The following is a 24,523-nucleotide window of genomic DNA, read 5'->3' as shown; positions in this document are numbered from 1 at the left end:
TCCGCCTAGCGTATGCGCCCGAGCAGATCGCGCAGGCGCGGCATGGCCGCCCGCAGCGCCGCCCATTCGGCCGCGTCGGCCGCCTCCTCCAGTTCGCTGCACAGCAGATGCAGCTCGATTTCGTCGAGGTAGGCGGCGCTGCCCTTGAGGCCGTGCAGCAGGCGCCCGGCCGCCTCGCTGTCGCAGGCCGCCAGCGCCGCGTCGAGCGCGCCCAGGCGCCCGTCGACGTCGGCGGCGAAGGCGTCGCGCAGGCGCCGCTTCAATTCGCCGCCGCGCGCCGGCGGCGCCGGCGCCGTCTCGGCCGCGACGCCGAACATCGCGTCGAGCTCGGCCGCCGACGGCGCCGCGCCGCGCGCCGGCATCAGCGGCAGCATGAAGCCGCGCTGCAACTGGCGTTCGATGGCGCGGCCCAGCTGGAAGTGCAGCGCCGCCTCGTCGATCGGCTTGGTCAGGAAGTCGTCCATGCCGGCCCCCAGGTAGCGGCTGCGGTCCTCCTCGCTGGCGTTGGCCGTCAGCGCGATGATCAGCATTTCCTGGTCGCGCACCGGCGCCTCGGCCGGGCCGCCGGCGCGGATCAGCCGCGTCGCGCTGGCGCCGTCCATCTCCGGCATGCGGCCGTCCATCAGGATCAGGTCGTAGCGCGTGCGCGCGCACGCGGCCACGGCCAGCGCGCCGTTGACGACGACGTCGACGCGGTGGCCCAGGTCTTCCAGCAGCACGCGGATGATGATCTGGTTGGTCGGGAAATCCTCGGCGCACAGCACGCGCAACTGGTGGCTGTGCGGCGCCCGCGCCACCTGCGGCAGCAGCGGCGGCGCCACGCCGTCGGCCAGCGGCACGACGAAGCTGAAGGTGCTGCCGACGCCGGGCGCGCTCTCGGCGCTGATCTGGCCGTCCATCAGCTCGACCAGCTGGCGGCAGATGGCCAGCCCCAGGCCGGTGCCGCCGTAGCGCCGCGTCGTCGTGCTGTCGGCCTGTTCGAATTGCTGGAACAGCCGCGGCAGCGCCTCCTGCTCGATGCCGATGCCGGAGTCGCGCACGCTGAAGCGGATCAGGTTGACGCCGCGTCCGCGCGGCCCCGGCGCGCTGCCGGCGCGCTCGACGCGCACGCCGACGGCGCCGCTCTGGGTGAATTTGAAGGCGTTGCCGACCAGGTTCACCAGCACCTGGCGCAGCCGGGTCGGGTCGCCGACGACGAAGGTCGGCAGGTCGGGCGCGAAGTCGATGGTGAAGCCGACGCTGCGCGCCGCCGCCTGCTCCTCGAACAGGCTGACGACGTTTTCGATGGCCGCGCCCAGGGCGAAGTCGATGTTTTCGATGCTCAGCTTGCCCGCCTCGATCTTCGAGAAGTCCAGCAGGTCGTTGATGATGGCCAGCAGCGACTGGGCGTTGGCCTGGCCGCGCAGGATTTGCGCGCGCGTGCCCTCCTGCAGCTGCTGGTCGCGCAGCGCGAAGCCGAGCATGCCGATGACGCCGGCCAGCGGCGTGCGCATTTCATGGCTCATATTGGCGAGGAACTCGGACTTTTGCCGCGTCGCGTCCTCGGCCTTCTGCTTGGCCTGGCGCAGCCGCTCGTCGTTGTCCTGCAGCGCGCGGTTGGCCAGCGCCAGCTCGCCCGACTGCAGGCGCACGCGCTTTTCCTGCTGCTGCAACAGGCTGTTCTTCTGCTCCACCTCGGCGGTGCGCGCCGACACCTGGCGCTCCAGCCAGGTTTTCTGCGCCCGCACGCCGCGCATGCGCGCCATGTAGGCGGCGCAGGCCGCGCCCAGCAGCAGCAGCGCCAGCAGCGCGCGGAACCACCAGGTTTTCCAGTACGGCGGCAGGATCGTGATGGCCAGCGTGGCGCCCTCGTCGTTCCACAAGCCGTCCTTGTTGGCGGCCTTGACGCGGAACACGTACTGGCCGGGGTCGAGGTTGGTGTAGGTGGCGAAGCGCTTGCTGGCGTCGGTGGCGACCCAGTCGCGGTCGAAGCCCTCCAGGCGGTAGGCGTAGCGGTTGCGCTGCGGCGCCGCGTAGTGCAGGGCCGCGAATTCGAGCGAGAAGACGGCGTCCTGGTCGCCCAGCGTCAGCGCGGCGCTGCGCTCGATGGCGCCGCTGAGCACGTGCGGATAGGCGCCGCGCCCCGCCTCGACGGGCTGGTTGAGGATCTGGAAGGCCGTGATGGCGACGGCCGGGGCGACGCCGTTGTTGCGGATCGCCTGCGGCGTGAACGCGGTGACGCCGGAAAAGCCGCCGAAGTACAGGGTGCCGTCGGCGCCGCGCAGCGCCGAGCCGTCGAAGAAGGCGCCTTCGGCCGTGCCGTCGGAGCTGTCGAAGTTGCGGAAGCGGCCGCTGGCGATGTCCAGGTGGCTGATGCCGCTGTTGGTGCTCAGCCACAGGCCGCCCTTGCCGTCGGCGAGGATGCTGGCGATGGCGTCGTCGGCCATGCCGTCGCGGCGCAGGTAGCGGCGAAAGCGCGGCACGCCGTCGGCGCCCATCTTCATGCGGTTCAAGCCATAGGCGGTGCCGACCCAGACGTTGCCGTCGCCGTCCTCGAACAGCGCGTGCACCTCGTCGTGGCTGAGGCTGGCCGGGTCGCGCGGATCGTGGCGGAAGTGGCGGAAGCGCCCCGTCCGGCGGTCCAGCAGGTCGAGGCCGTTGAAGGTGCCGACCCACAGCGCGCCGCGGCTGTCTTCGAGCACCGGGCGCACCACGTTGTCGGCCAGGCTGGTGCTGTCGGCCGGGTCGTGGCGGTAGCTCTGGAAGGCGCGGGTGTCGGGGTCGAGGCGGTGCAGGCCGCCGCGCGAAGACACCCACAACATGCCGGCGCGGTCGGCGACGATGCCGCGGATGATGTCGCTGGCCGGGTCGCCGCGGGCGAACCACAGCGTGCTGAAACGCTTGCTGGCCGTGTCCATCCGGTGCAGGCCGGTGCGCCCGCCCACCCACAGGACGTCGCCCTTGCCGCGCCACAGCGCCGTCACCTGCTCGTCGCGCAGCGCGGCCGGCACGTTCGGGTTCAGGCCGAACACCTCGGCCGCGCCGCTGGCCGGGTCGAACAGGTTCAAGCCGCGGTTGGTGCCGACCCAGACGCGCCCGGCGCCGGCCTCGGCCAGCGCGCGCACCTTGTTGTCCGACAGCGAGTGCGGCGCGTCGGCCGCCTTGGCGAAGTGGGAAAAGCCGCCGCTGCCCAGGTCGACCCGGCTCACGCCGTTGTACCAGGTGCCGACCCAGAAGGTGCCGACGCGGTCGCGGAACAGCGCCGACACCTGGTTGTCGGCGACGCTGTGCTTGTCGCTGTCGTGGTGGCGGTACTGGACGAAGCGCTGCTGCCGCGGCATCCAGCGGTACAGGCCGTCGGCATTGCTGCCGACCCAGACGGTGCCGTCGCCGTCCTGGTACAGGGCGCCGATGTGGCCCTCCTTCAAGCCCTCGCGCGGGCCCAGGCGGCTGCGCTGCGGCGCCCCGCCCGGCGTGCGGTCGAGGCGCCAGCGCTCGATGCCGCCCAGGCTGCCTATCCACAATTGCTGGTCGGCGTCCACCAGCAGCGCCTGCACGGCGTTGAACTTCGAGCCGGGCGTCGGCTCGGGCGCGAAGTGCTCGAACTCGGCGGCGCCCGGCGCCAGCATGTCCAGGCCGCTGGCGGTGCCGACCCACAGGCGGCCGGCGCCGTCGCGCGCCAGCGCGTTGATGACGTTGTCGCCCAGGCTGCCGGGGCGGGCCGGGTCGTGGTGCCACAGCGTGAAGCGGCCGGTGCCCGGGTCCAGGTGCTGCAAGCCGTCGGCCGTGGCGATCCACAGGCCGCGGGCGCCGTCGTCGACGATGGCGCGGACGTGGCGGTTGCCGTTGCCGCGCTTGCCGGCGTCGTGCGGCACGAAATGGCTGAAGTCGTGGCTGAGCGGGTCGTAGCGGTCCAGGCCGCCGTCGGTGCCGACCCACAACTGGCCGGACGGGTCCACGTGCAGCGCGCGCACCCAGTCGGCCGCCAGGCTACGGCTGTCGCTGCCGCTGCTCTTGTAGGTGACGACGCGGTAGCCGTCGTAGCGGCTCAGGCCGGCCTGGCTGCCGAACCACATGAAGCCCTGGCGGTCCTGGGCGATCGACAGCACGGTTTCCTGGGCCAGGCCGTGCTCGACGCTGAGCTGCTCGAAACGCAGCGTGCGCGCCGGGGCGGCGCCGGCCGGCGCGGCCGCGCCCAGCAGCGCCAGCAGCAGGGCCAGCAACGGCGCAAGCGGCCCGCCTAGTCGTCGGAATAACAGCACAAGCGTCCTATCGGCAAAGTGGGGGAAAGGCGGGCGGCGCTCACGAGCCGAAAAACGCCAGTACGTCATCCTTGCGGGCCTGCGTGTCGCGCTGGCCCAGCCGGATCAGCTCGCAAGTATAAGACGATTCGAACAATAAGTACGAGGCCAACGCGGCGCCGCGCGCCTCGGCCGCGCCTATGCCCGAGAGCATCGTGCGTATCGGCCGCGGCAAACTGCCGATGTGGCGGCTGGCGATGTCGTCGAGGCGCTCGGACGGCGCGATCACCAGCAGCTCGACCGGCTTCAGCGGCGTGCGCCCGAGCAGCTCCTCGGGCAGCATCGACAGCGTCAGGTTGACGCGGTTCAGGCGCTCGATGTCGACGGCCAGGCTGTCGAGGAAGATCGAGGACATGGCGTGGCCGGCGATCTGCGCCAGGCTGGGGTAGCGCGCCGCCTCGGCGGCGTCGCGCGCCGGCTCCGTCAGGCGGCCGGCGCCGACCACCAGCACCTTGCTGGCGCCCAGGTGGATGGCCGGCGAGATCGGCGCCAGCTGGCGCATCGAGCCGTCGCCGCAGTACTCGCGGCGGCCGCCGACGTACAGCGGCACGGCCGGGAAGATGAAGGGAATGGCCGCCGACGCCAGCAGGTGCTCGACGCCGATCTGGTCCTGCAGCGAGACGCGCTGCGTGCGTATCCAGGGAACGATGTCGGCGGCCGTCTGGTAAAACGTCATGTGCTGGCCGCCCGAGTAGGACGAGGCCGTGACGGCCAGCGCGTGCAGCAGACCGTCCGACAGCGCCGCGTCCAGGCGCGGCAGGTCGAGCATGCGGTGCAGCAGGCTCACCAGCGGGGTGTTGTCGAGCAGCGAGGTCGGCGGCGCGGCGCGCCACTGCCGCAGCAGCCAGCCGAAGGACAGCAGCGACAGCCAGCGCGCGCCGGAGCGGATCACGCCGAGCGAATCGGCGCGGTAGACCTGCTCGACCTCGATGTGCTGCCAGACGTCGAGCAGCTTTTGCACGCCCTCGCCGAAATTGTCGGCGCGGCAGGCCAGCGCGGTGGCGTTGATGGCGCCGGCCGAGGTGCCGCAGACGATCTCGAAGGGATTGCGGGCGGGCGGCCAGCCGGCCTCCCACAAAATCTCCGAAATCGCCTGCAGCACGCCGACCTGGTAGGCGGCGCGGGCGCCGCCGCCCGTCAAGATCAAGCCTGTCTTCTTTTGAATTCCCATGCAGGCAAGGTTAGCAGGGTCTGCCCCCTTTGTGCATAAATGTTGCGCGGATTAAACATTCGACAACGGCGACAGACCACGATTTCCGGGCAAGTCTTGCCCGCAAATCGTGGTCTGTCCCCGGCTGTCTCAGTCGCCGCGCACGCTGCCCTCGCGGCGCGGGTCGGCGCCGCCGAACCAGATGTCCTGACCGTGCGCGCTCAGGCGCATGATGCCTTGCAGGCCGGAGGTCTGGTCGAACACCCGCACCTCGTGGCCCCTGGCCTTGAGCGCCTCGACCAGCGCCGCCGGCGCCCGCCCCGCCTCCAGCTCGGTGGGGCCGTTGCGGCTGCCGAAGTTGGGCAGGTTGATCGCCTGCTGCACGTTCAAGCCCCAGTCCATGGTCGCCACCAGCACCTTGGCGACGTAGTTGATGATGGCCGAGCCGCCCGGCGCGCCCACCGCCAGCACCAGCTTGCCGCTGGCTTTTTCAAACACCAGCGTCGGCGCCATCGCGCTGCGCGGCCGCTTGCCGGCCTGGACCCGGTTGGCGATCGAGCCGTCGGCGTCGGCCGAGGCGAAGGAGAAGTCGGTCAACTGGTTGTTGAGCAAGAAGCCGTCGACCATCTGGCGCGAGCCGAAGGCGTCCTCCACCGAGGTCGTCATCGACAGGCCGGCGCCGTAGCGGTCGACGACGGCCAGGTGCGAGGTCGAGGGCCGCTCGACGGCGTCGTCGGCGCCCCAGGCCACCAGCATGCCGGGCGGCGTGCCGGACTTGGCGCGGCCCATCGAGGCCGGGCCGATCAGCGCGGCGCGCTGCGCCAGGTAGCCGCGGTCGAGCATGGCTGCGACGCCGGCGCCCGGCAGCGGCACGAAGTCGGTGTCGGCGACGTAGCGGTCGCGGTCGGCGAAGGCCAGCCGGCCCGCCTCGGCAAACAGGTGGACGGCGTCGGCGCCGGGGACGCCGTCTTGCGGCGGGTACTGGCCGATGTCCTTCAGTTCGAGGATGCCGAGCATCTGGGCGATGGCGATGCCGCCGGCCGACGGCGGCGGCATGCCGCACACGGTCCAGCGGCGGTAGTCGCTGCAGACCGGCTCGCGCACCTTGGGCCGGTAGTCGGCGATGTCGCGCGCCGTCAGGCCGCCCGGATTGGCGGCGTGGCCGGCCACCTTGGCGGCGATGTCGTCGGCGATGCGGCCCTGGTAGAAGGCGTCGGCGCCGCCCTTGGCGATCTCGCGCAGCGTGCGCGCCAGCGCCGGGTTCTTGAGGATGTGGCCGACCGGCCAGGCCTGCTGCCGCCCGTCGTAGAAGTAGGCGGCGGCGACCGGGTCCTTGAGCAGGTATTGCTCGGCGCGCAGCAGCGTGTTCAGGCGCGGGCTGACGGGAAAGCCGCGCTCGGCCAGCTTCAGCGCGGGGCCGAACAGCGTCGCCCACGGCAGCTTGCCGTGCTGCTGGTGCGCCAGCTCCAGCATGCGCAGCACGCCCGGCGCGCCCACCGCGCGGCCGCCGACGATGCCGGCCCGGCGCGACAGCGGGCTGCCGTCCGGGTTCTGGAACAGGTGTTCGTCGGCGCTGGCGGGCGCCGTTTCGCGGCCGTCGTAGGCTTGCACCGTCTTGCCGTCGGAATGCATCAGGAAGGCGCCGCCGCCTATGCCCGAGGATTGCGGCTCGACCAGGCTGAGCACCAGTTGCGTGGCGATGGCCGCGTCGATCGCCGCCCCGCCCCGCCGCAGCATCTGGTAGCCGGCGTCGGCGGCGAGCGGATTGGCCGCCGCCACCATGAATTTTTTCGCCGCCCAGCCGGTCTTGTTGGCGTAGCCGGAGGCGATCTCCGGCGCCCGCTGCGGCGCCTCGTAACTGTGGGCGGGGGCGGCGGCGAGCGCGCCCAGCAGCGCGCAAGCGAGCGCCAGCGTCTTCATTCTGATCATGGATTCTCCGAAAAAAAAGGCGCGCTGACCGTGCGGCCGCGCGCCTGATGTTCCGGCATCCTACCTCAAAACCGCCAACGGCTTACTTCGGTTGCATGCGGATGGCGCCGTCCAGGCGGATGCTTTCGCCGTTCAGCATAACGTTTTCGATGATGCTCTTGACCAGGTGGGCGTATTCCTCCGGCTTGCCCAGGCGCGAAGGGAAAGGCACCATCTTGCCCAGCGCGTCCTGCACCTCGGCCGGCATGCCCAGCAACATCGGCGTCTCGAAAATGCCGGGAGCGACCGTCATCACGCGGATGCCGCTGCGCGCCAGGTCGCGCGCCATCGGCAGCGTCAGGCCGACCACGGCCGCCTTCGACGACGCATACGCGGCCTGGCCGATCTGGCCATCGAAGGCCGCCACCGACGCCGTGTTGACGATGATGCCGCGCTCGCCCTGCCCAGTGGCCTCGGTCTTGCCCATCGCATCGGCCGCCAGGCGCGCCATATTGAATGTGCCGACCAGGTTGATGTTGACAGTGCGCTGGAATAGTTCCAGCGGGTGCGGGCCGTCCTTGCCGACGGTTTTCACGGCCGGCGCGACGCCGGCGCAATTGACCAGGCCGCGCAAGGTGCCCAGCGCGACGGCGGCGGCGACGACAGCCTGGCCGTCCACCTCCGACGTCACGTCGCATTTGACGAACTGGCCGTGCAACTCCGCCGCCAGTTTCGTGCCGGCTTCCACCTGCACGTCGGCCAGCACCACCTTGCCGCCGGCCGCCGTAATCATGCGCGCCGTCGCCGCGCCCAGGCCGGATGCGCCACCGGTGATGATGAATACATTGTCTTGAATCTGCATAAAATTCCTCCGTCAAATGTGAAAAGGGTAGCGCCGCCTGCTTCGGCGGTCTGGGCAAAGTCCACCTGCTTATTTGCCGTTTACGTAAACGTCAAGTGGAGGCAATTGTAGCGAATTTTTCAGGCGAACAGAGAAAAACCGGAAACAGGAAGAAAGGGGCCTGAAAACGCCGGCAACAGCGAATAAGCGCGGCTAAAAACACTGCAACCACGCGCCGTTGCGCACGCATGGCCGGCCGTTCGGATCCAGCGTGACGTTGCCGACGCCACCGTTATAAAGTACGCCGGCCGCGTCGCGGCAGACGCCGAGCTCGCAACTATTCACCGGCAGCGGCGCGCGCGGCGGCACCGCCGGCTTCGCCCACGCCGGCGTCCGGACCGGCGCCGGGGCCGGCGGCAACGCCGGCGGCGGCATCGGCATCGGCATCGGCATGATGATTTGCGGCACGGCGCGGCGCGCGGCGCCAGGCGCGGGCGGCGCGGGCCGGCATGGTTCCACGGCCAGCCGGCTGGGATCGTCCGGCGCCAGCGTACAGAGCGGCCAGTGCGGCGATGCCGCGCCGGCGTCGGCACGGCGCACCTCGCCCGCCGCTGCGCCGATCGCGGCGACACACAGCGCGGCGGCGGCGATCCAGGCTGTCATCTGCCCGTTCCCGGCCGGCTCAACGGGGCGGCGGTGTATTGGGCGGCGGAATGGCGGCATGCGCCGGCACTTCGCTGAGCCAGCCCGCCACCGGCACCCGGTGCCCGTTGGCGTACATGCATTGCTGATAAGCGTAATCATAGCGCTGCTGCAAGGCGTAGCCGGAATACTCGCCCGCGCCCACGCCGGCCAAGGTGCCGAAGGCCAGGCCGGCGCCGGCGCCAACCCCGGCGCCGTGGCCGCCGTCCATGGCCGCGCCGGCAAGCGCGCCGATCGCCGTGCCCAGCGCGGCGCTGCGCACGCCGCTGTCGATGCCGGCCTGCTGCGCCGAACCGCCGCCCGTCTGCATCTGCGCATAGCCGCGGCAGGAAAAGTCGTCGCTGCGGAACTGGTCGAAACTCTTGCCCGTGCCGGGCAGCACCAGCGCCGACGGGCCGCTCGGCAGCGTCGTGCAAGCGCCCAGCAACAGGGCCGCCGGCAGCGCCGACAGCATGCGTAAAATCCTCGTCCTCATTCTCACGCCCCTCCTAGCGCCCGACGGACTGCGGCGTGACCGTGCGCCAGCTGGTCGAGCATTGTTTCACGTAGGGATAATAGCCTTGCGGATTGCTGCAGAAGTACCACAAGGCCGTTGCCGGCGCGACATCGCGCTCGATGTACACGAGCGGCTCGGGCGCCACCAGCACCGGCCGATAGCGGTAGGGATAGCCATAGTAGGGATCGGCATACCAGCCCGGCCCCCAAAACAGGGGCGCGCCGATGAACACGCCGACGTGGCTGCGGCCGTGGTGGCCATGATGGCCATGGTGGCCGCCACGGTCGGCCCAGGCATTGCCGGCCAACACAGAACCGATGAGAAAGGCCAGCGCCAGTGCCGGCTTCAGATACTTCCTGCTGCCCCGGCCCTGCTGCCGGGGTGCTGCGAGTTGCTCTTCCATGATGCGCCTCCGGCCTTCGAAATCCGATGAAGGTGAACTCATTATTGGCAGGTGCCCCGCGAAAGAAAAGCGCCGGTAACAATTTCTCACTCTTTAATCGCGGCCAGTTCCAAGCTTGCCAAAAATCACTACTGTGGTGTAAAGTTAACACCGCAATGCGAATCACTCTCATTCGCAATTAAGAAATAGACAAGACCCGGGCATCGTCCGCCCCATTGACAACATTGAAGGCTGGTATGAAGAATCGAAACACGGCGCGACGTTCCCTGCGCTTGATCCCTTGTGTGCTGAGCATCGCCGTCGGCAGCGCCTGGGCCAATCCGGAGCCGGTGCGCGACGCCGCTCCGTTGCCGGTGGTGGTGGTGACGGCCTCGGGCGCTGCGCTCGACATCCACGACGCCCCGGCCAGCATCAGCGTCATCAGCCGCGAAGAGATCGAGCGCCAGCCCGTGTACGACCTGGCCACCCTGCTGCGGCGCATCCCCGGCGTAAGCGGCGGCAACAGCCCGACCGGCGACCAATCGAAGATCAAGCTGCGCGGCCTGCCCGACAAATACACGCTGATCCTCGTCGACGGCAAGCGCCAGGGCAATTCGGCCGACACCAACTACCGCCCCGACCTGGGCCGGCAGGACTTGAACTGGATCTCCCCCGAGATGATCGAACGCATCGAAGTGGTGCGCGGGCCGATGTCCTCGCTGTACGGCTCCGACGCCATGGGCGGCGTGATTAACATCATCACCCGCAAGGTGCCGAAAAAATGGGCCGGCTCGGCCACGGCCAACTACACGCGGCCGCAGGACAGCGACCGCGGCACGGCGCACCAGCTCGGCCTGAACCTGGCCGGCCCGCTGGCCGACGGCGTCGGCGTGCGCCTCGGCGTCAGCCAGACGCGGCAGAATCCGGACGACACCAGCGGCGGGCTCCACGGCGGCGTGGGCGGCGAACGCAACGACACCGTCACGGGCCAGTTGAACTGGGCGCTGGCGCCGAACCAGAACCTGTCGCTGGACGCCAGCTACGGCAAGCAACGCGCGACGGCCTCGTCGCAGCTCAACGCCAAGAACCGGCCCGTGCAGCCCGCCTGGGGCGCGAGCGAGCTGGTGCGCACCAGCGTCGGCATCGGCCATGAGGGCCGCTGGAGTTTCGGCAAGACCAAGATCAATCTCTACCACAACGACTACGACAACAAAATCGCCGAAGCGACCGCCAAATCGTCCGACACGGCCTTCGACGCGACGCTGGAAAAGCGCCTCAACTTCGGCTTCGAGCAGTTGCTGACGCTGGGCGGCCAGTGGAAGCGCGAAAAACTGACGAACACGGACACCATCGGCACCGTGCCGTCCGATTACAACGGCAAGGAGGTGTCCGGCGCCTCGCTGTCGGGCTCCACCTCGGCCCTGTTCGCCGAAGACCAGATCTACCTGCGCGAAGACTTGACGGCGACGCTGGGCGCCCGCCTCGACCACCACGGCAAGTTCGGCAACAATACCAGCCCGCGCGTCTACCTGGTTTACCATCCGCTGCCGGAGTGGACCGTGCGCGGCGGCGTGTCGAAAGGCTTCCGCGCCCCCAGCCTGAAGGAAAACTCGCCGAGCGCGGCGACCCAGTCCGGCGGCAACGGCTGCGGCAGCCTGCGCCCGCTCGGCTACGTCAACGAAGGTTGCTACATGGCCGGCAACGCCGACCTGAAACCGGAAACCAGCGAGAGCGGCGAAATCGGCGTCGCCTACGCCCGCGCCGGCTGGGACCTGGGCCTGACCTATTTCCGCACCAACTTCAAGAACAAGATCGACTACGCGCCCTTGGGCAAGGCGCACGGTTATTGGTGGACCAAGATGCAGAACATCCAGAAGGCGCGCACCAGCGGCGTCGAGGCGACGGCGACAATACCGCTCAGCAAAGACATCAGTTTGCGCAACAACCTGACATACATGGCCGAGGCGAAGAACCTGAGCACCGGCGCCAACCTGCTGGCGACGCCGAAAGTGTCGGTGTTCTCGGCGCTGGGCTGGCAAGTCAACGATCAGCTGTATGCGGAAGTGACGCACCAGTACACCGGCAAGCAACTGGACGGCGGCAATGTGCAGACCAAGGCTTACCGCATCGTCGACGCGCTCGCATCGTACAAGCTGGGCCAGCAGTTCACCCTGCGCGCCGGCATCGAGAACCTGTTCAAGAAGGGGCCGAAGGCGGACGGCGCCGTCAACTACTACGTGCCGGGCCGGCGCGTATTTGTCGGCGCGACGTCGAACTTCTGAGCCGGGCGTGATAACGGGGCCGGCCCCTGAGCAGGCCGGCCCCCCGCCGCCGCGTGCCGCCCCTTACTGGGCCGGCGCGACGACGACGGCCGGCGCCGGCGCCGTCACGGCCGCCGGCGCGTGCAGCGCCACCGGCGCGCCGACCGCCAGCCAGCCGCTGGCCGGCAGCAGCGGCACCAGCAGCAGCGCGACGATGTTGATGATCTTAATCAGGGGATTGACGGCCGGGCCGGCCGTGTCCTTGTAGGGATCGCCGACGGTGTCGCCGGTGACGGCCGCCTTGTGCGCGTCCGAACCCTTGCCGCCGAAATTGCCATCCTCAATATACTTCTTGGCGTTATCCCAGGCGCCGCCGCCCGTCGTCATCGAAATGGCGACGAACAGGCCGGTGACGATGGTGCCCATCAACAGGCCGCCCAGCGCGGCCGGCCCGAGCAGCATGCCGACGACAATCGGCACCACCACCGGCAGCAGCGAGGGCACGATCATTTCCCGGATCGCCGACGCCGTCAGCATATCCACCGCCTTGTCGTACTCAGGCTTGCCGCTGCCGTCCATGATGCCCTTGATGTCGCGGAACTGGCGGCGCACCTCGACCACCACGGCGCCGGCCGCCCGCCCCACCGCCTCCATCGCCATCGCCCCGAACAGATAGGGGATCAGGCCGCCGATGAACAGGCCGACGATCACCATCGGATTCGACAAATCGAAAGTGATGTGCTGCCCGACCGATTCCAGCGCGTGCGTGTAGTCGGCGAACAGCACCAGCGCGGCCAGGCCGGCCGAGCCGATCGCGTAGCCCTTGGTGACGGCCTTGGTGGTGTTGCCGACGGCGTCCAGCGGATCGGTGATGGCGCGCACGGAATCGGGCAGGCCCGACATTTCGGCGATGCCGCCGGCGTTGTCGGTGATCGGGCCGTAGGCGTCGAGCGCGACGACGATGCCGGCCATCGACAGCATCGACGTGGCGGCGATCGCGATACCGTACAAACCGCCCAGCTGGTAGGCCACCAGGATGGCCGCGCACACGGCCAGCACCGGATAGGCGGTCGACTTCATCGACACGCCCAGGCCGGCGATGATGTTGGTGCCGTGCCCGGTGGTGGAAGCCTCGGCGATATGCCGCACCGGATGGAAGTCGGTGCCCGTGTAGTACTCGGTGATGTAGACCATCAGCCCGGTGAGGACGATGCCGACCACGGTCGAGCCCATCATCTTCATGCGCATCGCCTCGTCCGGCCACAGCATCCAGGTGACGACGGCGAAGCCGATCAGCGACAGGCCCGCGGCCCACCACAGGCCGGTGTACAGCGCCGACATGATTTTCTTGCCCGGCTGGGCCTTCACCATCGAGCAGCCGACGATGGAGGCGATGATGGACACGGCGCCCAGCAGCAGGGGATAAATGATGGCGGCGCCGGAGCCGCTGATCAGCAGGGCGCCCAGCAGCATCGTCGCGATCAGCGTCACGACATAGGTTTCGAACAGGTCGGCGGCCATGCCGGCGCAGTCGCCGACGTTGTCGCCGACGTTATCGGCGATCACGGCCGGATTGCGCGGGTCGTCCTCGGGAATGCCCGCCTCGACCTTGCCGACGAGGTCGGCGCCGACGTCGGCGCCCTTGGTGAAGATGCCGCCGCCCAGACGGGCGAAGATGGAAATGAGCGAGGCGCCGAAGGCCAGGCCGATCAGCGGCTGGATCACCTTGTGCTGGTCGGCGCCGGCCGGGGCGCCCGACATCAGCATCCAGTAGAACAGCGTCACGCCCAGCAGGCCCAGGCCGACCACCAGCATGCCGGTGATGGCGCCGCCCTTGAAGGCGACGTCAAGCGCCTCGTTCATGCCCCGCGTGGCCGCCTGCGCCGTGCGCACATTGGCGCGCACCGACACGTTCATGCCGATGAAGCCGCAGGCGCCGGAGAGCACCGAACCGATGAAGAAACCGAGCGCCGTCTGCGCGCCCAGCAAGGCGAAAATCACGATCAACAACACCACGCCGACGATGGCGATGGTGCGGTACTGGCGCGCCAGATAAGCGGCCGCGCCCTGCTGGATCGCCAGGGCGATTTCCTGCATGCGGGCGTTGCCCGCATCCTGGCGCAAAATCCAACTACGGGACCACAGACCATACACGACGGCGATGACGCCGCAGATTATCGCGAAGCAAAGACTAGCTGCCATATTGTCCCCTTTGTTTTAGATCAAGCACTACCACTACGACACTCAGAAAACTGCCGGCCGTGCCGGATAGACACGCGCAGCCAACCAACCTGCGTACTGCAAAACCTTGCAACGCCCGCCCGGGGAGGGGCGGACCAAGCGAAAACGGGACGGCGGCGCCGCGCTCGGGCGCAAAAAAAGCGGACACACGGTCCGCTCTTTCGGGTGATGCTTATTCGGCCAGCGCGGCGAACGCGCTATCGCGAATCTGTTCGACCGGACCGACGCCGGAAATGCGCCGGTACTTCGGTGCGCCCGGCGTGCCGGACTTGGCCCAGTCGTTGTAGTAGCCAAGCAGCACTTCGGTCTGGTTGTGGAACACTTCCAGGCGCTTCTTGACGGTTTCCGCCTTGTCGTCGTCGCGCTGGATCAGCGCTTCGCCGGTGACGTCGTCGACGCCCTCAACCTTCGGCGGATTGAATTTGACGTGGTAGCTGCGGCCCGACGCCGGATGGGTGCGGCGGCCGTCCATGCGCTCGACGATGGACGCGTCCGGCACGTCGATTTCCAGCACATAGTCGACATGAATGCCGGAATCCTTCATCGCGTCCGCTTGCGCGACCGTGCGCGGGAAACCGTCGAACAGATAACCGTTCGCGCAGTCGGCGTCTTTCAGGCGGTTCTTCACCAGGCCGATCATGATGTCGTCCGACACCAGTCCGCCCGCATCCATGATCTTCTTGGCGGCGATACCCAGTTCCGTGCCCGCCTTGATCGCGGCGCGCAGCATGTCGCCGGTGGAGATTTGCGGGATATTGTATTTTTCCTTGATGAAATTAGCTTGGGTGCCCTTGCCGGCACCGGGTGCTCCTAAAAGAATAAGACGCATGAAAAATTCCTAAAACAGATATGGGGATATGGTGGTGTGCTGCAAACTTGATGATGCTGATCTGACTATCTTCCTACGGAACTTACCACAAAAGTTCAGCGGAACGTAACTTTGTGGCCGATTTGACATGGCGAGATTGATCAAACGCAGTGTTTGGCGTCTTTTTGGCCTCAAAACATCGTTTTTTCCTGTGTTAGCGCAATACCGCGCTCACTGCGCGAAATGCAACCTGACGCGCGCCAAATCTTCCGGCGTGTCCACGCCGGCCGCCGGCGCCGACGCCGTCACATGCACGGCAATCGGATAACCGTGCCACAGCACGCGCAACTGCTCCAGCGCCTCGACCGACTCCAGCGGCGACACCGCCAGATCCGGATAGGCTTGCAGGAAAGCGTTGCTGTAGGCGTAGAGGCCGATGTGGCGCAGCGGCGCGTAAGCGTCCGGCAGCGCCTGCGTCGATTGCGCGAAGCCGTCGCGGTGCCAGGGGATCGCCGCGCGCGAGAAATACAGCGCGCGCCCGGCCTTGTCCAGCACCACCTTGACGACGTTCGGATTGAACACGTCGGCGGCCTCGCGCAGCGGATGGGCGCAGGTGGCCATCGGCACCGTCGCGCTGATCTGCGCGGCGGCGGCGGCCAGCAGGGCCGGATCGATCAAGGGCTCGTCGCCCTGCAAATTGACGACCACGGCCTGCGGCGGCAACTGCAGCGTGCGCGCCACCTCGGCGATGCGGTCGGTGCCGGACGGATGGTCGGCGCGCGTCATGCACACCTCGACGCCGTGCCGCTCGCAGGCGGCGCGGATATCCTCATGGTCGGTGGCGACGATAATGCGCACCGCACCGGAGGCGGCGGCGCGCTCGGCCACCCGCACCACCATCGGCTTGCCGCCGAGATCGGCCAAAGGCTTGTTCGGCAGGCGCGTCGAGGCCAGCCGCGCCGGAATGATCACAATGAAAGACATGCTGCAGGCGGCCTTATTCGACGGCGTCTTGCAGCGTGCGGGCCTGGTCGGCCCACATGATCGGAATGCCGTCGCGGATAGGATAGGCAAGGCGGTCGGCGCGGCAGATCAACTCCAGCGCCTTCTTGTCGTGTTCGAGCGGGCCCTTGCAAATAGGGCAAACCAAGATATCAAGCAGTCGAGTATCCACGACATTTCTCCACAATTTGTTGGGCCAGCGCGGCATCGATGCGCGCCGTGACCGGAACGACCCACAGTCTCGGATCGTCTTTGAGATATTCAATTTGCGCACATTTTACTGCATCCTTCTCCGTGATCAAGATGATGTCCGCGTCGACGTCCGCAAACGGCCGGTCGAGGAAATCATGATGGTCCGGCAAAGGCAGTTCCGCGCACTGCACGCCGGCGCTTTTCAGCATGCTGAAAAAGCGCCCGGGATTGCCGATGCCGGCGGCCGCGACGATGCGCCGGCCGCCGCCGGCCAGCAAGGCCAGCGGCATGCGCTCGGCGCGCTCGGCCAAGCGCTCGGCGAACTCGCCGAGCAACTGCATCTGGAACGCGGCGCCGCCCGGCCCGGCCAGCGCCGCCCGCAAATCCGCCGTCAACAGCGGCGTATTCACCACCGTGAAATCGCGGCGCCGCCGCGGCCCCTCGCGCAGCGGGCCGGCCGGCAACAACCAGCCGTTGCCAACGCCGCGGCCGTCGAACAAGACAATCTCCACGTCGCGCTGCAAGGCGTAATGCTGCAAACCGTCATCGGCGATCAACACATCGACATCCGGATACGCGGCCAGCAGTGCGCTGCCGGCGGCGGCGCGGTCGCGCCCCACCACCACCGGACAGCGGCCGTGCTGGGCGATCAACAGCGGCTCGTCGCCGACCTCGCCCGGCGTCGACTGCGGCGTCACCGGACGTGGCGAGCGGTCGCGGCTGCCATGCCCGCGCGAAATCACGCCGGGCCGCAAGCCGCGCTCGCGCAGCGCCTGCACCAGCCAGATCGTCAACGGCGTCTTGCCCGTGCCGCCGATAAAAATATTCCCCACCACCACCACCGGCACCGGCAAGCGCGCCGACTTCAGCACACCGGCCCGGAACAAAGCGGCGCGCGCCGCGCTCAGCGCGCCGAACAACAAGGACAGCGGCCACAAGGCGCAGGCCAGCGCACCGCGGCGCAACCAATTGCGGGTCAGGGTCGCCTCCAACCGGGACGGCTGCGGCGGAGCGGAAAGTGGGGACTGGAGCGGGCGGGAAGTCGGCATGCAAGGGAGGGAAAGGGAGCGGGCGCGCCGGCCGGCGCCCCCTGGGATCGGATTACTTTTTAGCGCCGGCCTGCGCGGCGAACGTCAGCTTCTCATAGCCGGCCAAACGCGCCGCCTCCATCACATTAATCACCATCTGATGCATCGCAAACTGGTCGGCATTGACGATCACCACCGGCGTCTGCGCCGGCGGCTTACCCTGGTTCGCCTCCAGGGCCGCCTCGCGCAAGGCATCGGCCAGACCGGCCGCGTCGCGGAAAGACACGGCCACATGATTCACCGTGTAATTGCCCTTGGCGTCGACCGTCACATTGATCTCGTTCGGCTTCTCCACCGCCTTGCTGGCGTCGGCCGTCGGCAAGGTGATCTGCAACTCGGTGAACTTGCTATACGTCGTCGTCACCATCAAAAAAATCAAAATCACCAACAACACATCGATGAAAGGAATCAGATTGATTTCGGGATCCTCGCGCCCCTTACCTTTACGGAAATTCATTTGCGCGCACTGTGAACGATATCGACGAACTTGACGGCCTGCTGCTCCATCTCAATGATGAAACTATCGACCAGGGCGCGGAAATGGCGGTAAAACACCAGCGTCGGCATGGCGATCGCCAACCCGAAACCCGTGTTATACAGCGCCACCGAAATACCATGCGCCAACTGCGTCGGATTCGCGCCGCCGGCGTTCTGCGAACCGAAAATCTCGATCATGCCGACCACGGTGCCGAACAAGCCCATCAACGGCGCCAGCGTCGCAATCGTGCCCAGCGTCGTCAAAAAACGCTCCAGCACATGGGCCACGCCGCTGCCGGCCTCCTCGATCGACTCCTTCATCACCTCGCGCGGCGAATCGACATTGCGCAGCGCGGCGGCGAGCACCACGCCGAGCGGCGAATTCTGCTCCAGCTTCTCCAGCGTATCGGCGCTGATCTGCGCGCCGCGATACACCTTCACCACCTCATCGAGCAACTTACGCGGCAAAATCTTACTGCGGCGCAAATACAGCAAACGCTCGACGATCAACGCCACGGCGACGACAGAGGCGACCAACAACAGCCAGATAGGCCAGCCAGCGGCATGAAAAATAGCGAGCAACACAAACTCCTGAAAAATGGGGCGCAAACGCCTATTGTACGCACAGGCAAGCGCAATGGCGCAATGTAAGCCCAGAAACTTTGGGGTCAGGTCTAGACATGTCGGTTTTATCCACCGCAACATTGGGGTCAGGTCTAGACATGGCGGTTTTTGCACATATTCTGTGGATAAGATTGTTAGCAAGCGAATTAACAATCGCCAAGCACCTTGATTTATAAGGATATTTTTGCCATGAGTAAAAACATGGCAGCGGCGCAGATATCCACCGGGACGGCCGGAGCGCCGCCGGCCGACAGGCTGAACAGTTCAGTTGTGGAGTTCTGCACATCTTCTGTGGATAAGATTGTGCGCAAGGCCGCCCCCTCCTCGTCAAGTCATTGATTTATATCATTTAAATTTGCATGCGCAAAAATACGGCATAGCCCGTGCACACGCCGTACAGGCAAGCCATCCGACCGCTTTGAGGTGGCGCAAAGTTCTGCACATCTTCTGTGGATAAGATTGTGAGCAAGCCTATCCATCCCCCCTCAAGCCATTGATTTATATAATTAATATTTCCATGCGCAAAAATAGGGCAGCCTCGATTACTTGCCCGGCAGCACCTGGCAAGCGCTCAGCGGCCGCCAACAATGCAGTTTGCCGGCGCCGCGAAACAGAAGGCAGCGGCCGCCCGGACAATGTGGACTTCTGCACATATTTTGTGGATAAGATTGTTAGCAAGGCATACAACTCTAATCTAAGCCATTGATTTATATCATATATATTCCCATGCGCAAATTAGTGGCATGCTGCCTAAACAGGGCTTTCCGCATAGCGCGCTGATCGCGCCCCAGCGTTTCGCGTCGCCGACGCATGCGCGCCACCCCAGTTCTGCACATTTATTGTGGACAAGATTGTGAGCAAGATTATTAATGGGCGGCAAGGTCATTGATTTATAAGGATATTTTCCCACAGCCCAAAAATAAGGCAGGAAAACGGCATCCTGTTCGCAAGCCCTGCATTGCGGTAAAGCATAAGTTCTACACACATTCTGTGGACAAGATTGTGCGCAAGCCGATGTGCATTGCCTAAGTACCTTGATTTATAAGGATTTTCCTATCCTGCACAAAAATATTGCACAGTACAAAATATTGCCAAATCTGGCGGAAAAAGCCCAAAATCGCGCGCCGCAGGCTGTGCAAGCAGACTTGTCCACCGTGAAGCCCGACGACGTTAGAAGTTCCGCACATCTTTTGTGGATAAGATTGTTAGCAAGGTATTTGACACTACACAACACCCTTGATTTCAAAGGAGTTTTTTGCCAAGCACAAAAAACAGGCAGCTATACAAAAAGCAATTCCAGGGGGCTTGCAGGCATTCAGCCGTGGAAAAATTATCATCCACACCACCGTCCGCCGCTCAGTTCTGCACATATTCTGTGGATAAGATTGTTAGCAAGGAGCGCTACAATAATATAAGCCTTTGATTTAAAATAATATTTTTACCCTGCGCAAAAATACGGCAAGAAAACTCGATGCAAGCCGGACGGCGTCGAAGCGGCCGTCGCTCCCATGCGCCGGAGCGACCTAATAGTTCCACACATATTCTGTGGACAACTTTGTGCGTAAGTGCCCAGCCCGCTTCCGATGTGCTTGATACATAAGGACTTTTTCCTATTGCCGCCAAATAAGGCAAGCAGATTTTTATATAAAAATCATGGACTTACAAATAAAACTTGTCGTTCTTGATGAAATATGACATAAGCATGACCTCCCCCGACACTATGTGGACAGTTCCCCCGCAAGCCCCATGAATACCGACACTTCGACAGACAGCAGCTTCGCCGCGCCGCCGGTGCTGACCGTCACGGCCCTGAACCAGGCCGTGGCGCGGCTGCTGGAACGCTCCTTCCCGCTGAGCTGGATCGCCGGCGAAATCTCCAACTTCACCCGCGCCAGCTCCGGCCACTGGTACTTCACCTTGAAGGACGACGCCGCCCAGGTGCGCGCCGTGATGTTCCGCGGCCGCGCGCAATTCGCCGGCTTCACGCCGCGCGAAGGCGACAAGGTCGAGGTGCGCGCGCTCGTCACGCTGTACGGCGCGCGCGGCGACTACCAGATCAATGTCGAGGCGATCCGCCGCGCCGGCGTCGGCGCGCTGTACGAGGCCTTCCTGCGCCTGAAGGAAAAACTCCATGCCCAGGGCCTGTTCGCGCCGGAGCGCAAACGCGCCATTCCCATGTTCGCCAAGACCATCGGCATCGTCACCAGCCCGCAGGCGGCGGCGCTGCGCGACGTCCTGACCGCGCTGAAACGGCGCGCGCCGCACGTCCACATCATCCTGTACCCCACCCCGGTACAGGGCCAGCAGGCGCCGGAGAAAATCGCCGAAGCGATCGCCACCGCCTCGCGCCGCGCCGAGTGCGACGTGCTGCTGGTGTGCCGTGGCGGCGGCAGCATCGAAGACCTGTGGTCCTTCAACGACGAAGGCGTGGCGCACGCCATCGCCGCCTGCAGCATGCCGGTGATCTGCGGCGTCGGCCATGAAACCGACTTCACCATCGCCGACTTCGCCGCCGACCTGCGCGCCGCAACGCCGACGGCGGCGGCCGAACTGGCGGCGACGCCGCGCGCCGACTGGATGGCCTCGCTGAAAGCCGACGCCGTCGACCTGTGCCGCGCCATGCGCCGCAGCGCCGACACGGCGGCGCAAACGCTGGACCACCACAGCCGCCGGCTGCTGAACCCGTCGGCGCAGATCGAGCAGCAGCGCTTGAAACTGCTGGCGCTGGCGACGGCGATGACGCACGCCACGCGCGCGCCGCTGAACCAGGCGCACTTCGCCCTGGACCGCCTGCGCGCGCGCTGGGCCGGCCAGCGGCCCGACGCCACGGCCTTGCGCACGGCGCTGCACGGCCAGCGCCAGCGCGCCGCAACCGGCATGGCGCACCGGCTGGCGCAGCGGCGCCACGCCTTAGACGGCCTGGCGGCGCAACTGGAACTGTTGAATCCGCAGCGCACGCTGGAGCGCGGCTACGCGATCCTGACGGATGAAAAAGGCGCGATAGTGCGCGCGCCCTCGCAACTGAAGGCGCGCCAGAACGTCGGCGTGCGGCTGGCCGAAGGCAGCGCGCAAATCGGCATCGCCAGCGTGCAGGCGACGCTGGAATAAACCGGGGCCAGGTATTCCGGCGCCACGGCGCCGGAATGCAGCAATGGCCCATCCGCTTTACAATGGGGGTCGTTTCAGCAAAAATATTGCGCTCATTCGTTTGCACACTCAACCACAAAGGGACACAACATGGAACATACTCTGCCACCACTGCCGTATGAAATGGACGCTCTGGCTCCGCACATTTCGAAAGAAACGCTGGAATACCACTACGCCAAGCATCATCAGACCTATGTGACGAACTTGAACAACCTGATCAAGGGCACCGAGTTCGAAAACCTGTCCCTGGAAGAAATCATCAAGAAATCGTCCGGCGGCATCTTCAACAACGCGGCCCAAGTGTGGAACCACACGTTCTACTGGAACGGCATGAAGCCAAACGGCGGCGGCGCACCTAGCGGTGCCGTGGCCGACGCGATCAACGCCAAATGGTCGTCGTTCGATAAGTTCAAGGAAGAATTCACCAAATCGTGCGTCGGCAACTTCGGTTCCGGCTGGACCTGGCTGGTGCAAAAGGCCGACGGTTCCGTCGAGATCGTCAACACCTCGAACGCCGGCTGCCCGCTGACGGCTGGCGACAAGCCGCTGCTGACCTGCGACGTGTGGGAACACGCTTACTACATCGACTACCGCAACCTGCGCGCCAAGTACGTGGAAACGTTCTGGGGCCTGGTGAACTGGGACTTCGTTGCCAAAAACTTCGCTTAATTCGCGCAGCTTTTGTCAACGTCAAACAGCGTCTGACCACAGGTACGATCTGAGCAACTGATCGTCACCCCAAAAGAAGTCTTTGCCAGCAGGCACAGGCTTCTTTTTTTTCGCCTGGCGCGCATGCCGATGCGCCCGCCTAATACCACGTGTTTCCACGCAAAAAATTGGTATTGCAAACGGCAGCCCCACCATATCGCTCGCCACCCTCTCCTTTTCAAAAAATTGGTACTGCATAAAATTGGTTTTTCAAAACCAGTTGACTACCAAATGGAATGCTCGCACGCTTCCAACGCTACACCCACCTCATTGGACGTGTTCGCCTCCCCCCGCATCCGGACGCCAGCCGCCCAAACACCAACAAAAAAGGAGACGCAATTGAACAAGACTATTATCAACAGCTTGGTCGTCGGTCTTTTGGGCGGCACCTTGAGCGGCTGCGGCGGCGGCAGCGAAAGTGGATCGGAAACATCAGCGCGAACCAGCCTGCTGGCCCAGACCGTGTCATGCTATGCCGAGTGGGGCAGCGACACCGTCTATGTCGGCGGCGGCAAGGCAAGCTATAACAACATCAATTACACGGCAAATTACTGGACCCAAGGAGACAATCCGGCAAGCAGCAGCGGCAATGCCGGCAGTGGCAAACCGTGGACCAGCGCAGGCAATTGCGGCACGCCGACTCCGACTCCGACACCGACACCGACTCCAACTCCAACACCGACACCGACTCCAACACCAACGCCGACTCCCACCCCGACACCCACTCCAACGCCCGGGCTGGCAAAACATGCGCTGATCGGTTACTGGCACAACTTCACCAATCCAAGCGGCGCCACCTATCCGATCGCGCAAGTCAGCGACGACTGGGACGTCATCGTGGTGTCGTTCGGCGACAATGCCGGAAACGGCAACGTCAGCTTCACCCTCGACCCTTCCGCCGGCAGCGAAGCGCAGTTCATCCAGGACATCAAAGCGAAACAGGCGAAAGGCAAGAAGGTCGTGCTGTCGCTGGGCGGACAGAACGGCTCGGTATCGGTGGGATCGACAGCCGAAGCGAACAACTTCGCCAACAGCCTGTACGACATCATCAGCAAATACGGTTTCGACGGCATCGACCTCGACCTGGAAAACGGCGTCGCGCTGGGCGCGCCCATCCAGACCTACCTGCCGATCGCCGTCAAGAGCCTCAAAGCCAAGGTCGGCCCAACGTTCTATCTGTCGATGGCGCCGGAATGGGTCTACGTCGAGGGGGCTTACACTTCCTATGGCAGCATCTGGGGCGCCTACATCCCGATCATTAACGCGCTGCGCGACGAGCTGACCGTGCTGCACCCGCAGTACTACAACAACGGTGACGTCTACACGCCCTACTCGACGGCGGCCATCAAGGCCGGCTCGGCGGACCAGTTGGTGGCAACAGCAAGGATGCTGATCGAGGGCTTTAACTATGGCGGGAACAGCTTCGCCGGATTGCGCCCGGACCAGGTCGGCTTTGGCGTGCCGTCGGGGCGCAGCTCGGCCAACTCCGGCTTCACCACCTCGGCCGACGTGAGCAAGGCGCTCAATTGCCTGACCCGACTGCTCAACTGCGGCGCCATCCGGCCCGTCGCCGCCTATCCGGACTTCCGCGGCGTCATGACATGGTCGATCAACTGGGACAGGCACGACGCCTATAACTTCTCGGCGCCGAGTAAGGCGGTGCTCAGAACGCTGCCTTAGTAGGGTGGCATGCCGGGCGGCGGCCTTGTTCAGCGCAGGCGGCTGCCCGGCAGATAGTGCTGCAATTCCCGCGCGACCTGGCGCCGCCGCGCATCCGTCACGAAGCGTCCGACCTCAACGGCGACGCCGCGCGCTTCCAGGCGGATCAAGGCGTTGTCGCGTCGGGGTTCGCCAATGCGGGTCCAATAGGGGTCGAGCCGGGTCTGCCGCATCTGCCCCGCGCGCACCTGCTCGATCAACAGGCAGTTGTCGCGCAAGGCAATATGCTCGTAGTCGGCCGCATGCCGCGCGTAATACAGCATCGCGCACGCCACCGCGCCCATTTCCACGATCGAAAAAACCGGCACATACCAGTAACCGCTCAGCGCGAACGCCGCGGCAATGGCAAACGACAGCAGGCACAAGACGCCGTAGGCCATCCCCAGCTGGCGCGGGGACAGCGAGCAGTTACGTTTGAGCAGCCATTCAGGCTGGTGCATTGCGGCGTCGCGCGGCATGCTGTCTCCCCGATTTGGCGGGCTACCCTTCGAAAGTAT

The 24,523-nt window shown here is 65.7% G+C and carries 19 protein-coding genes; 4 read left to right on the top strand and 15 right to left on the bottom strand.

The features are described 5' to 3' along the window. Positions 1-5: 5 nt before the first annotated feature. The 7 genes from OIK44_RS08305 to OIK44_RS08275 form a co-directional block, all read right to left on the bottom strand. Positions 6-4,241: a hybrid sensor histidine kinase/response regulator gene (locus tag OIK44_RS08305; RefSeq protein WP_273670257.1), complete on the bottom strand. Its 4,236-nt coding sequence runs from the start codon at positions 4,239-4,241 to the stop codon at positions 6-8. Between the two features lie 40 nt (positions 4,242-4,281). Beyond that, positions 4,282-5,451 (bottom strand): patatin-like phospholipase family protein, encoded by a 1,170-nt coding sequence (locus OIK44_RS08300; RefSeq protein WP_273670256.1) that lies wholly within the window; start codon positions 5,449-5,451, stop codon positions 4,282-4,284. 129 nt (positions 5,452-5,580) lie between these two features. Beyond that, positions 5,581-7,359: a gamma-glutamyltransferase gene (gene ggt, locus OIK44_RS08295; RefSeq protein WP_273670255.1), complete on the bottom strand. Its 1,779-nt coding sequence runs from the start codon at positions 7,357-7,359 to the stop codon at positions 5,581-5,583. A gap of 82 nt (positions 7,360-7,441) precedes the next feature. Continuing rightward, a complete protein-coding gene (locus OIK44_RS08290; RefSeq protein ID WP_273670254.1) occupies positions 7,442-8,200 on the bottom strand; it encodes a 3-hydroxyacyl-CoA dehydrogenase in 759 nt (252 codons plus the stop codon). 192 nt (positions 8,201-8,392) lie between these two features. Further along, positions 8,393-8,842, bottom strand: coding sequence for a hypothetical protein (locus OIK44_RS08285; protein WP_273670253.1), 450 nt, complete (start codon positions 8,840-8,842; stop codon positions 8,393-8,395). Between the two features lie 19 nt (positions 8,843-8,861). Then, a complete protein-coding gene (locus tag OIK44_RS08280) occupies positions 8,862-9,356 on the bottom strand; it encodes a hypothetical protein (RefSeq protein ID WP_273670252.1) in 495 nt (164 codons plus the stop codon). A 13-nt stretch (positions 9,357-9,369) separates the two neighbouring features. Beyond that, entirely contained in the window at positions 9,370-9,780 is a 411-nt protein-coding gene (locus tag OIK44_RS08275; protein ID WP_273670251.1) for a hypothetical protein, read from the bottom strand. A gap of 236 nt (positions 9,781-10,016) precedes the next feature. Here OIK44_RS08275 and OIK44_RS08270 point away from each other — a divergent pair, with 236 nt between their 5' ends. Then, positions 10,017-12,041 carry a TonB-dependent receptor domain-containing protein gene (locus OIK44_RS08270; protein ID WP_273670250.1) on the top strand — a complete coding sequence of 675 codons (2,025 nt, stop codon included), beginning with the start codon at positions 10,017-10,019 and terminating at the stop codon, positions 12,039-12,041. Between the two features lie 63 nt (positions 12,042-12,104). Here the strand turns inward: OIK44_RS08270 and OIK44_RS08265 are convergent, their stop codons facing one another. The 7 genes from OIK44_RS08265 to OIK44_RS08235 all read right to left on the bottom strand — a co-directional run bounded on the left by OIK44_RS08265 (position 12,105) and on the right by OIK44_RS08235 (position 18,410). Then, positions 12,105-14,222, bottom strand: a complete 2,118-nt coding sequence (locus tag OIK44_RS08265; protein WP_273670249.1) for a sodium-translocating pyrophosphatase — start codon at positions 14,220-14,222, stop codon at positions 12,105-12,107. Between the two features lie 211 nt (positions 14,223-14,433). Next, the gene (gene adk, locus OIK44_RS08260) at positions 14,434-15,090 is read right to left on the bottom strand and encodes an adenylate kinase (RefSeq protein WP_273670248.1); all 657 of its coding nucleotides are present in this window, start codon (positions 15,088-15,090) and stop codon (positions 14,434-14,436) included. A gap of 210 nt (positions 15,091-15,300) precedes the next feature. After that, a complete protein-coding gene (gene kdsB / locus OIK44_RS08255; protein WP_273670247.1) occupies positions 15,301-16,053 on the bottom strand; it encodes a 3-deoxy-manno-octulosonate cytidylyltransferase in 753 nt (250 codons plus the stop codon). A gap of 13 nt (positions 16,054-16,066) precedes the next feature. Beyond that, positions 16,067-16,243, bottom strand: coding sequence for a Trm112 family protein (locus OIK44_RS08250; RefSeq protein WP_273670246.1), 177 nt, complete (start codon positions 16,241-16,243; stop codon positions 16,067-16,069). After that, entirely contained in the window at positions 16,224-17,312 is a 1,089-nt protein-coding gene (lpxK, locus tag OIK44_RS08245) for a tetraacyldisaccharide 4'-kinase (protein ID WP_273670245.1), read from the bottom strand. The genes OIK44_RS08250 and lpxK overlap by 20 nt, the downstream gene beginning before the upstream one ends. Positions 17,313-17,364: 52 nt before the next feature. Continuing rightward, complete coding sequence (locus OIK44_RS08240) at positions 17,365-17,808, bottom strand: ExbD/TolR family protein (protein WP_273670244.1); 444 nt, start codon at positions 17,806-17,808, stop codon at positions 17,365-17,367. Beyond that, a complete protein-coding gene (locus OIK44_RS08235) occupies positions 17,805-18,410 on the bottom strand; it encodes a MotA/TolQ/ExbB proton channel family protein (protein WP_273670243.1) in 606 nt (201 codons plus the stop codon). Before OIK44_RS08235 ends, OIK44_RS08240 begins: the two co-directional genes overlap by 4 nt. 1,788 nt (positions 18,411-20,198) lie before the next feature. Between OIK44_RS08235 and xseA the strand changes: the two genes are divergently transcribed. The 3 genes from xseA (at position 20,199) to OIK44_RS08220 (ending at position 23,987) form a co-directional block, all read left to right on the top strand. Then, the gene (gene xseA / locus OIK44_RS08230) at positions 20,199-21,560 is read left to right on the top strand and encodes an exodeoxyribonuclease VII large subunit (protein ID WP_273670242.1); all 1,362 of its coding nucleotides are present in this window, start codon (positions 20,199-20,201) and stop codon (positions 21,558-21,560) included. A gap of 129 nt (positions 21,561-21,689) precedes the next feature. Further along, complete coding sequence (gene sodB / locus OIK44_RS08225; protein WP_273670241.1) at positions 21,690-22,268, top strand: superoxide dismutase [Fe]; 579 nt, start codon at positions 21,690-21,692, stop codon at positions 22,266-22,268. A 378-nt stretch (positions 22,269-22,646) separates the two neighbouring features. Then, positions 22,647-23,987 carry a chitinase gene (locus OIK44_RS08220; protein ID WP_273670240.1) on the top strand — a complete coding sequence of 447 codons (1,341 nt, stop codon included), beginning with the start codon at positions 22,647-22,649 and terminating at the stop codon, positions 23,985-23,987. A 29-nt stretch (positions 23,988-24,016) separates the two neighbouring features. Here the strand turns inward: OIK44_RS08220 and OIK44_RS08215 are convergent, their stop codons facing one another. Beyond that, complete coding sequence (locus OIK44_RS08215) at positions 24,017-24,484, bottom strand: DUF2244 domain-containing protein (RefSeq protein WP_273670239.1); 468 nt, start codon at positions 24,482-24,484, stop codon at positions 24,017-24,019. Between the last annotated feature and the right edge of the window lie 39 nt (positions 24,485-24,523).

Origin of the sequence: Janthinobacterium fluminis (assembly GCF_028595325.1) — a bacterium.
Classification (GTDB): domain Bacteria; phylum Pseudomonadota; class Gammaproteobacteria; order Burkholderiales; family Burkholderiaceae_D; genus Janthinobacterium; species Janthinobacterium fluminis.
Note: the sequence above shows the minus strand (reverse complement) of the source record. Positions and strands in the feature narration are given on the sequence as shown.

Excerpts from the sequence above, each read along its gene's own strand:
- OIK44_RS08300 (WP_273670256.1), bottom strand. The coding sequence starts at position 5,451 with ATGGGAATTCAAAAGAAGACAGGCTTGATCTTGACGGGCGGCGGCGCC.
- ggt (WP_273670255.1), bottom strand. The coding sequence starts at position 7,359 with ATGATCAGAATGAAGACGCTGGCGCTCGCTTGCGCGCTGCTGGGCGCG.
- OIK44_RS08290 (WP_273670254.1), bottom strand. The coding sequence starts at position 8,200 with ATGCAGATTCAAGACAATGTATTCATCATCACCGGTGGCGCATCCGGC.
- OIK44_RS08285 (WP_273670253.1), bottom strand. The coding sequence starts at position 8,842 with ATGACAGCCTGGATCGCCGCCGCCGCGCTGTGTGTCGCCGCGATCGGC.
- OIK44_RS08280 (WP_273670252.1), bottom strand. The coding sequence starts at position 9,356 with ATGAGGACGAGGATTTTACGCATGCTGTCGGCGCTGCCGGCGGCCCTG.
- OIK44_RS08275 (WP_273670251.1), bottom strand. The coding sequence starts at position 9,780 with ATGGAAGAGCAACTCGCAGCACCCCGGCAGCAGGGCCGGGGCAGCAGG.
- OIK44_RS08270 (WP_273670250.1), top strand. The coding sequence starts at position 10,017 with ATGAAGAATCGAAACACGGCGCGACGTTCCCTGCGCTTGATCCCTTGT.
- OIK44_RS08265 (WP_273670249.1), bottom strand. The coding sequence starts at position 14,222 with ATGGCAGCTAGTCTTTGCTTCGCGATAATCTGCGGCGTCATCGCCGTC.
- adk (WP_273670248.1), bottom strand. The coding sequence starts at position 15,090 with ATGCGTCTTATTCTTTTAGGAGCACCCGGTGCCGGCAAGGGCACCCAA.
- kdsB (WP_273670247.1), bottom strand. The coding sequence starts at position 16,053 with ATGTCTTTCATTGTGATCATTCCGGCGCGGCTGGCCTCGACGCGCCTG.
- lpxK (WP_273670245.1), bottom strand. The coding sequence starts at position 17,312 with ATGCCGACTTCCCGCCCGCTCCAGTCCCCACTTTCCGCTCCGCCGCAG.
- OIK44_RS08240 (WP_273670244.1), bottom strand. The coding sequence starts at position 17,808 with ATGAATTTCCGTAAAGGTAAGGGGCGCGAGGATCCCGAAATCAATCTG.
- xseA (WP_273670242.1), top strand. The coding sequence starts at position 20,199 with ATGAATACCGACACTTCGACAGACAGCAGCTTCGCCGCGCCGCCGGTG.
- sodB (WP_273670241.1), top strand. The coding sequence starts at position 21,690 with ATGGAACATACTCTGCCACCACTGCCGTATGAAATGGACGCTCTGGCT.
- OIK44_RS08215 (WP_273670239.1), bottom strand. The coding sequence starts at position 24,484 with ATGCCGCGCGACGCCGCAATGCACCAGCCTGAATGGCTGCTCAAACGT.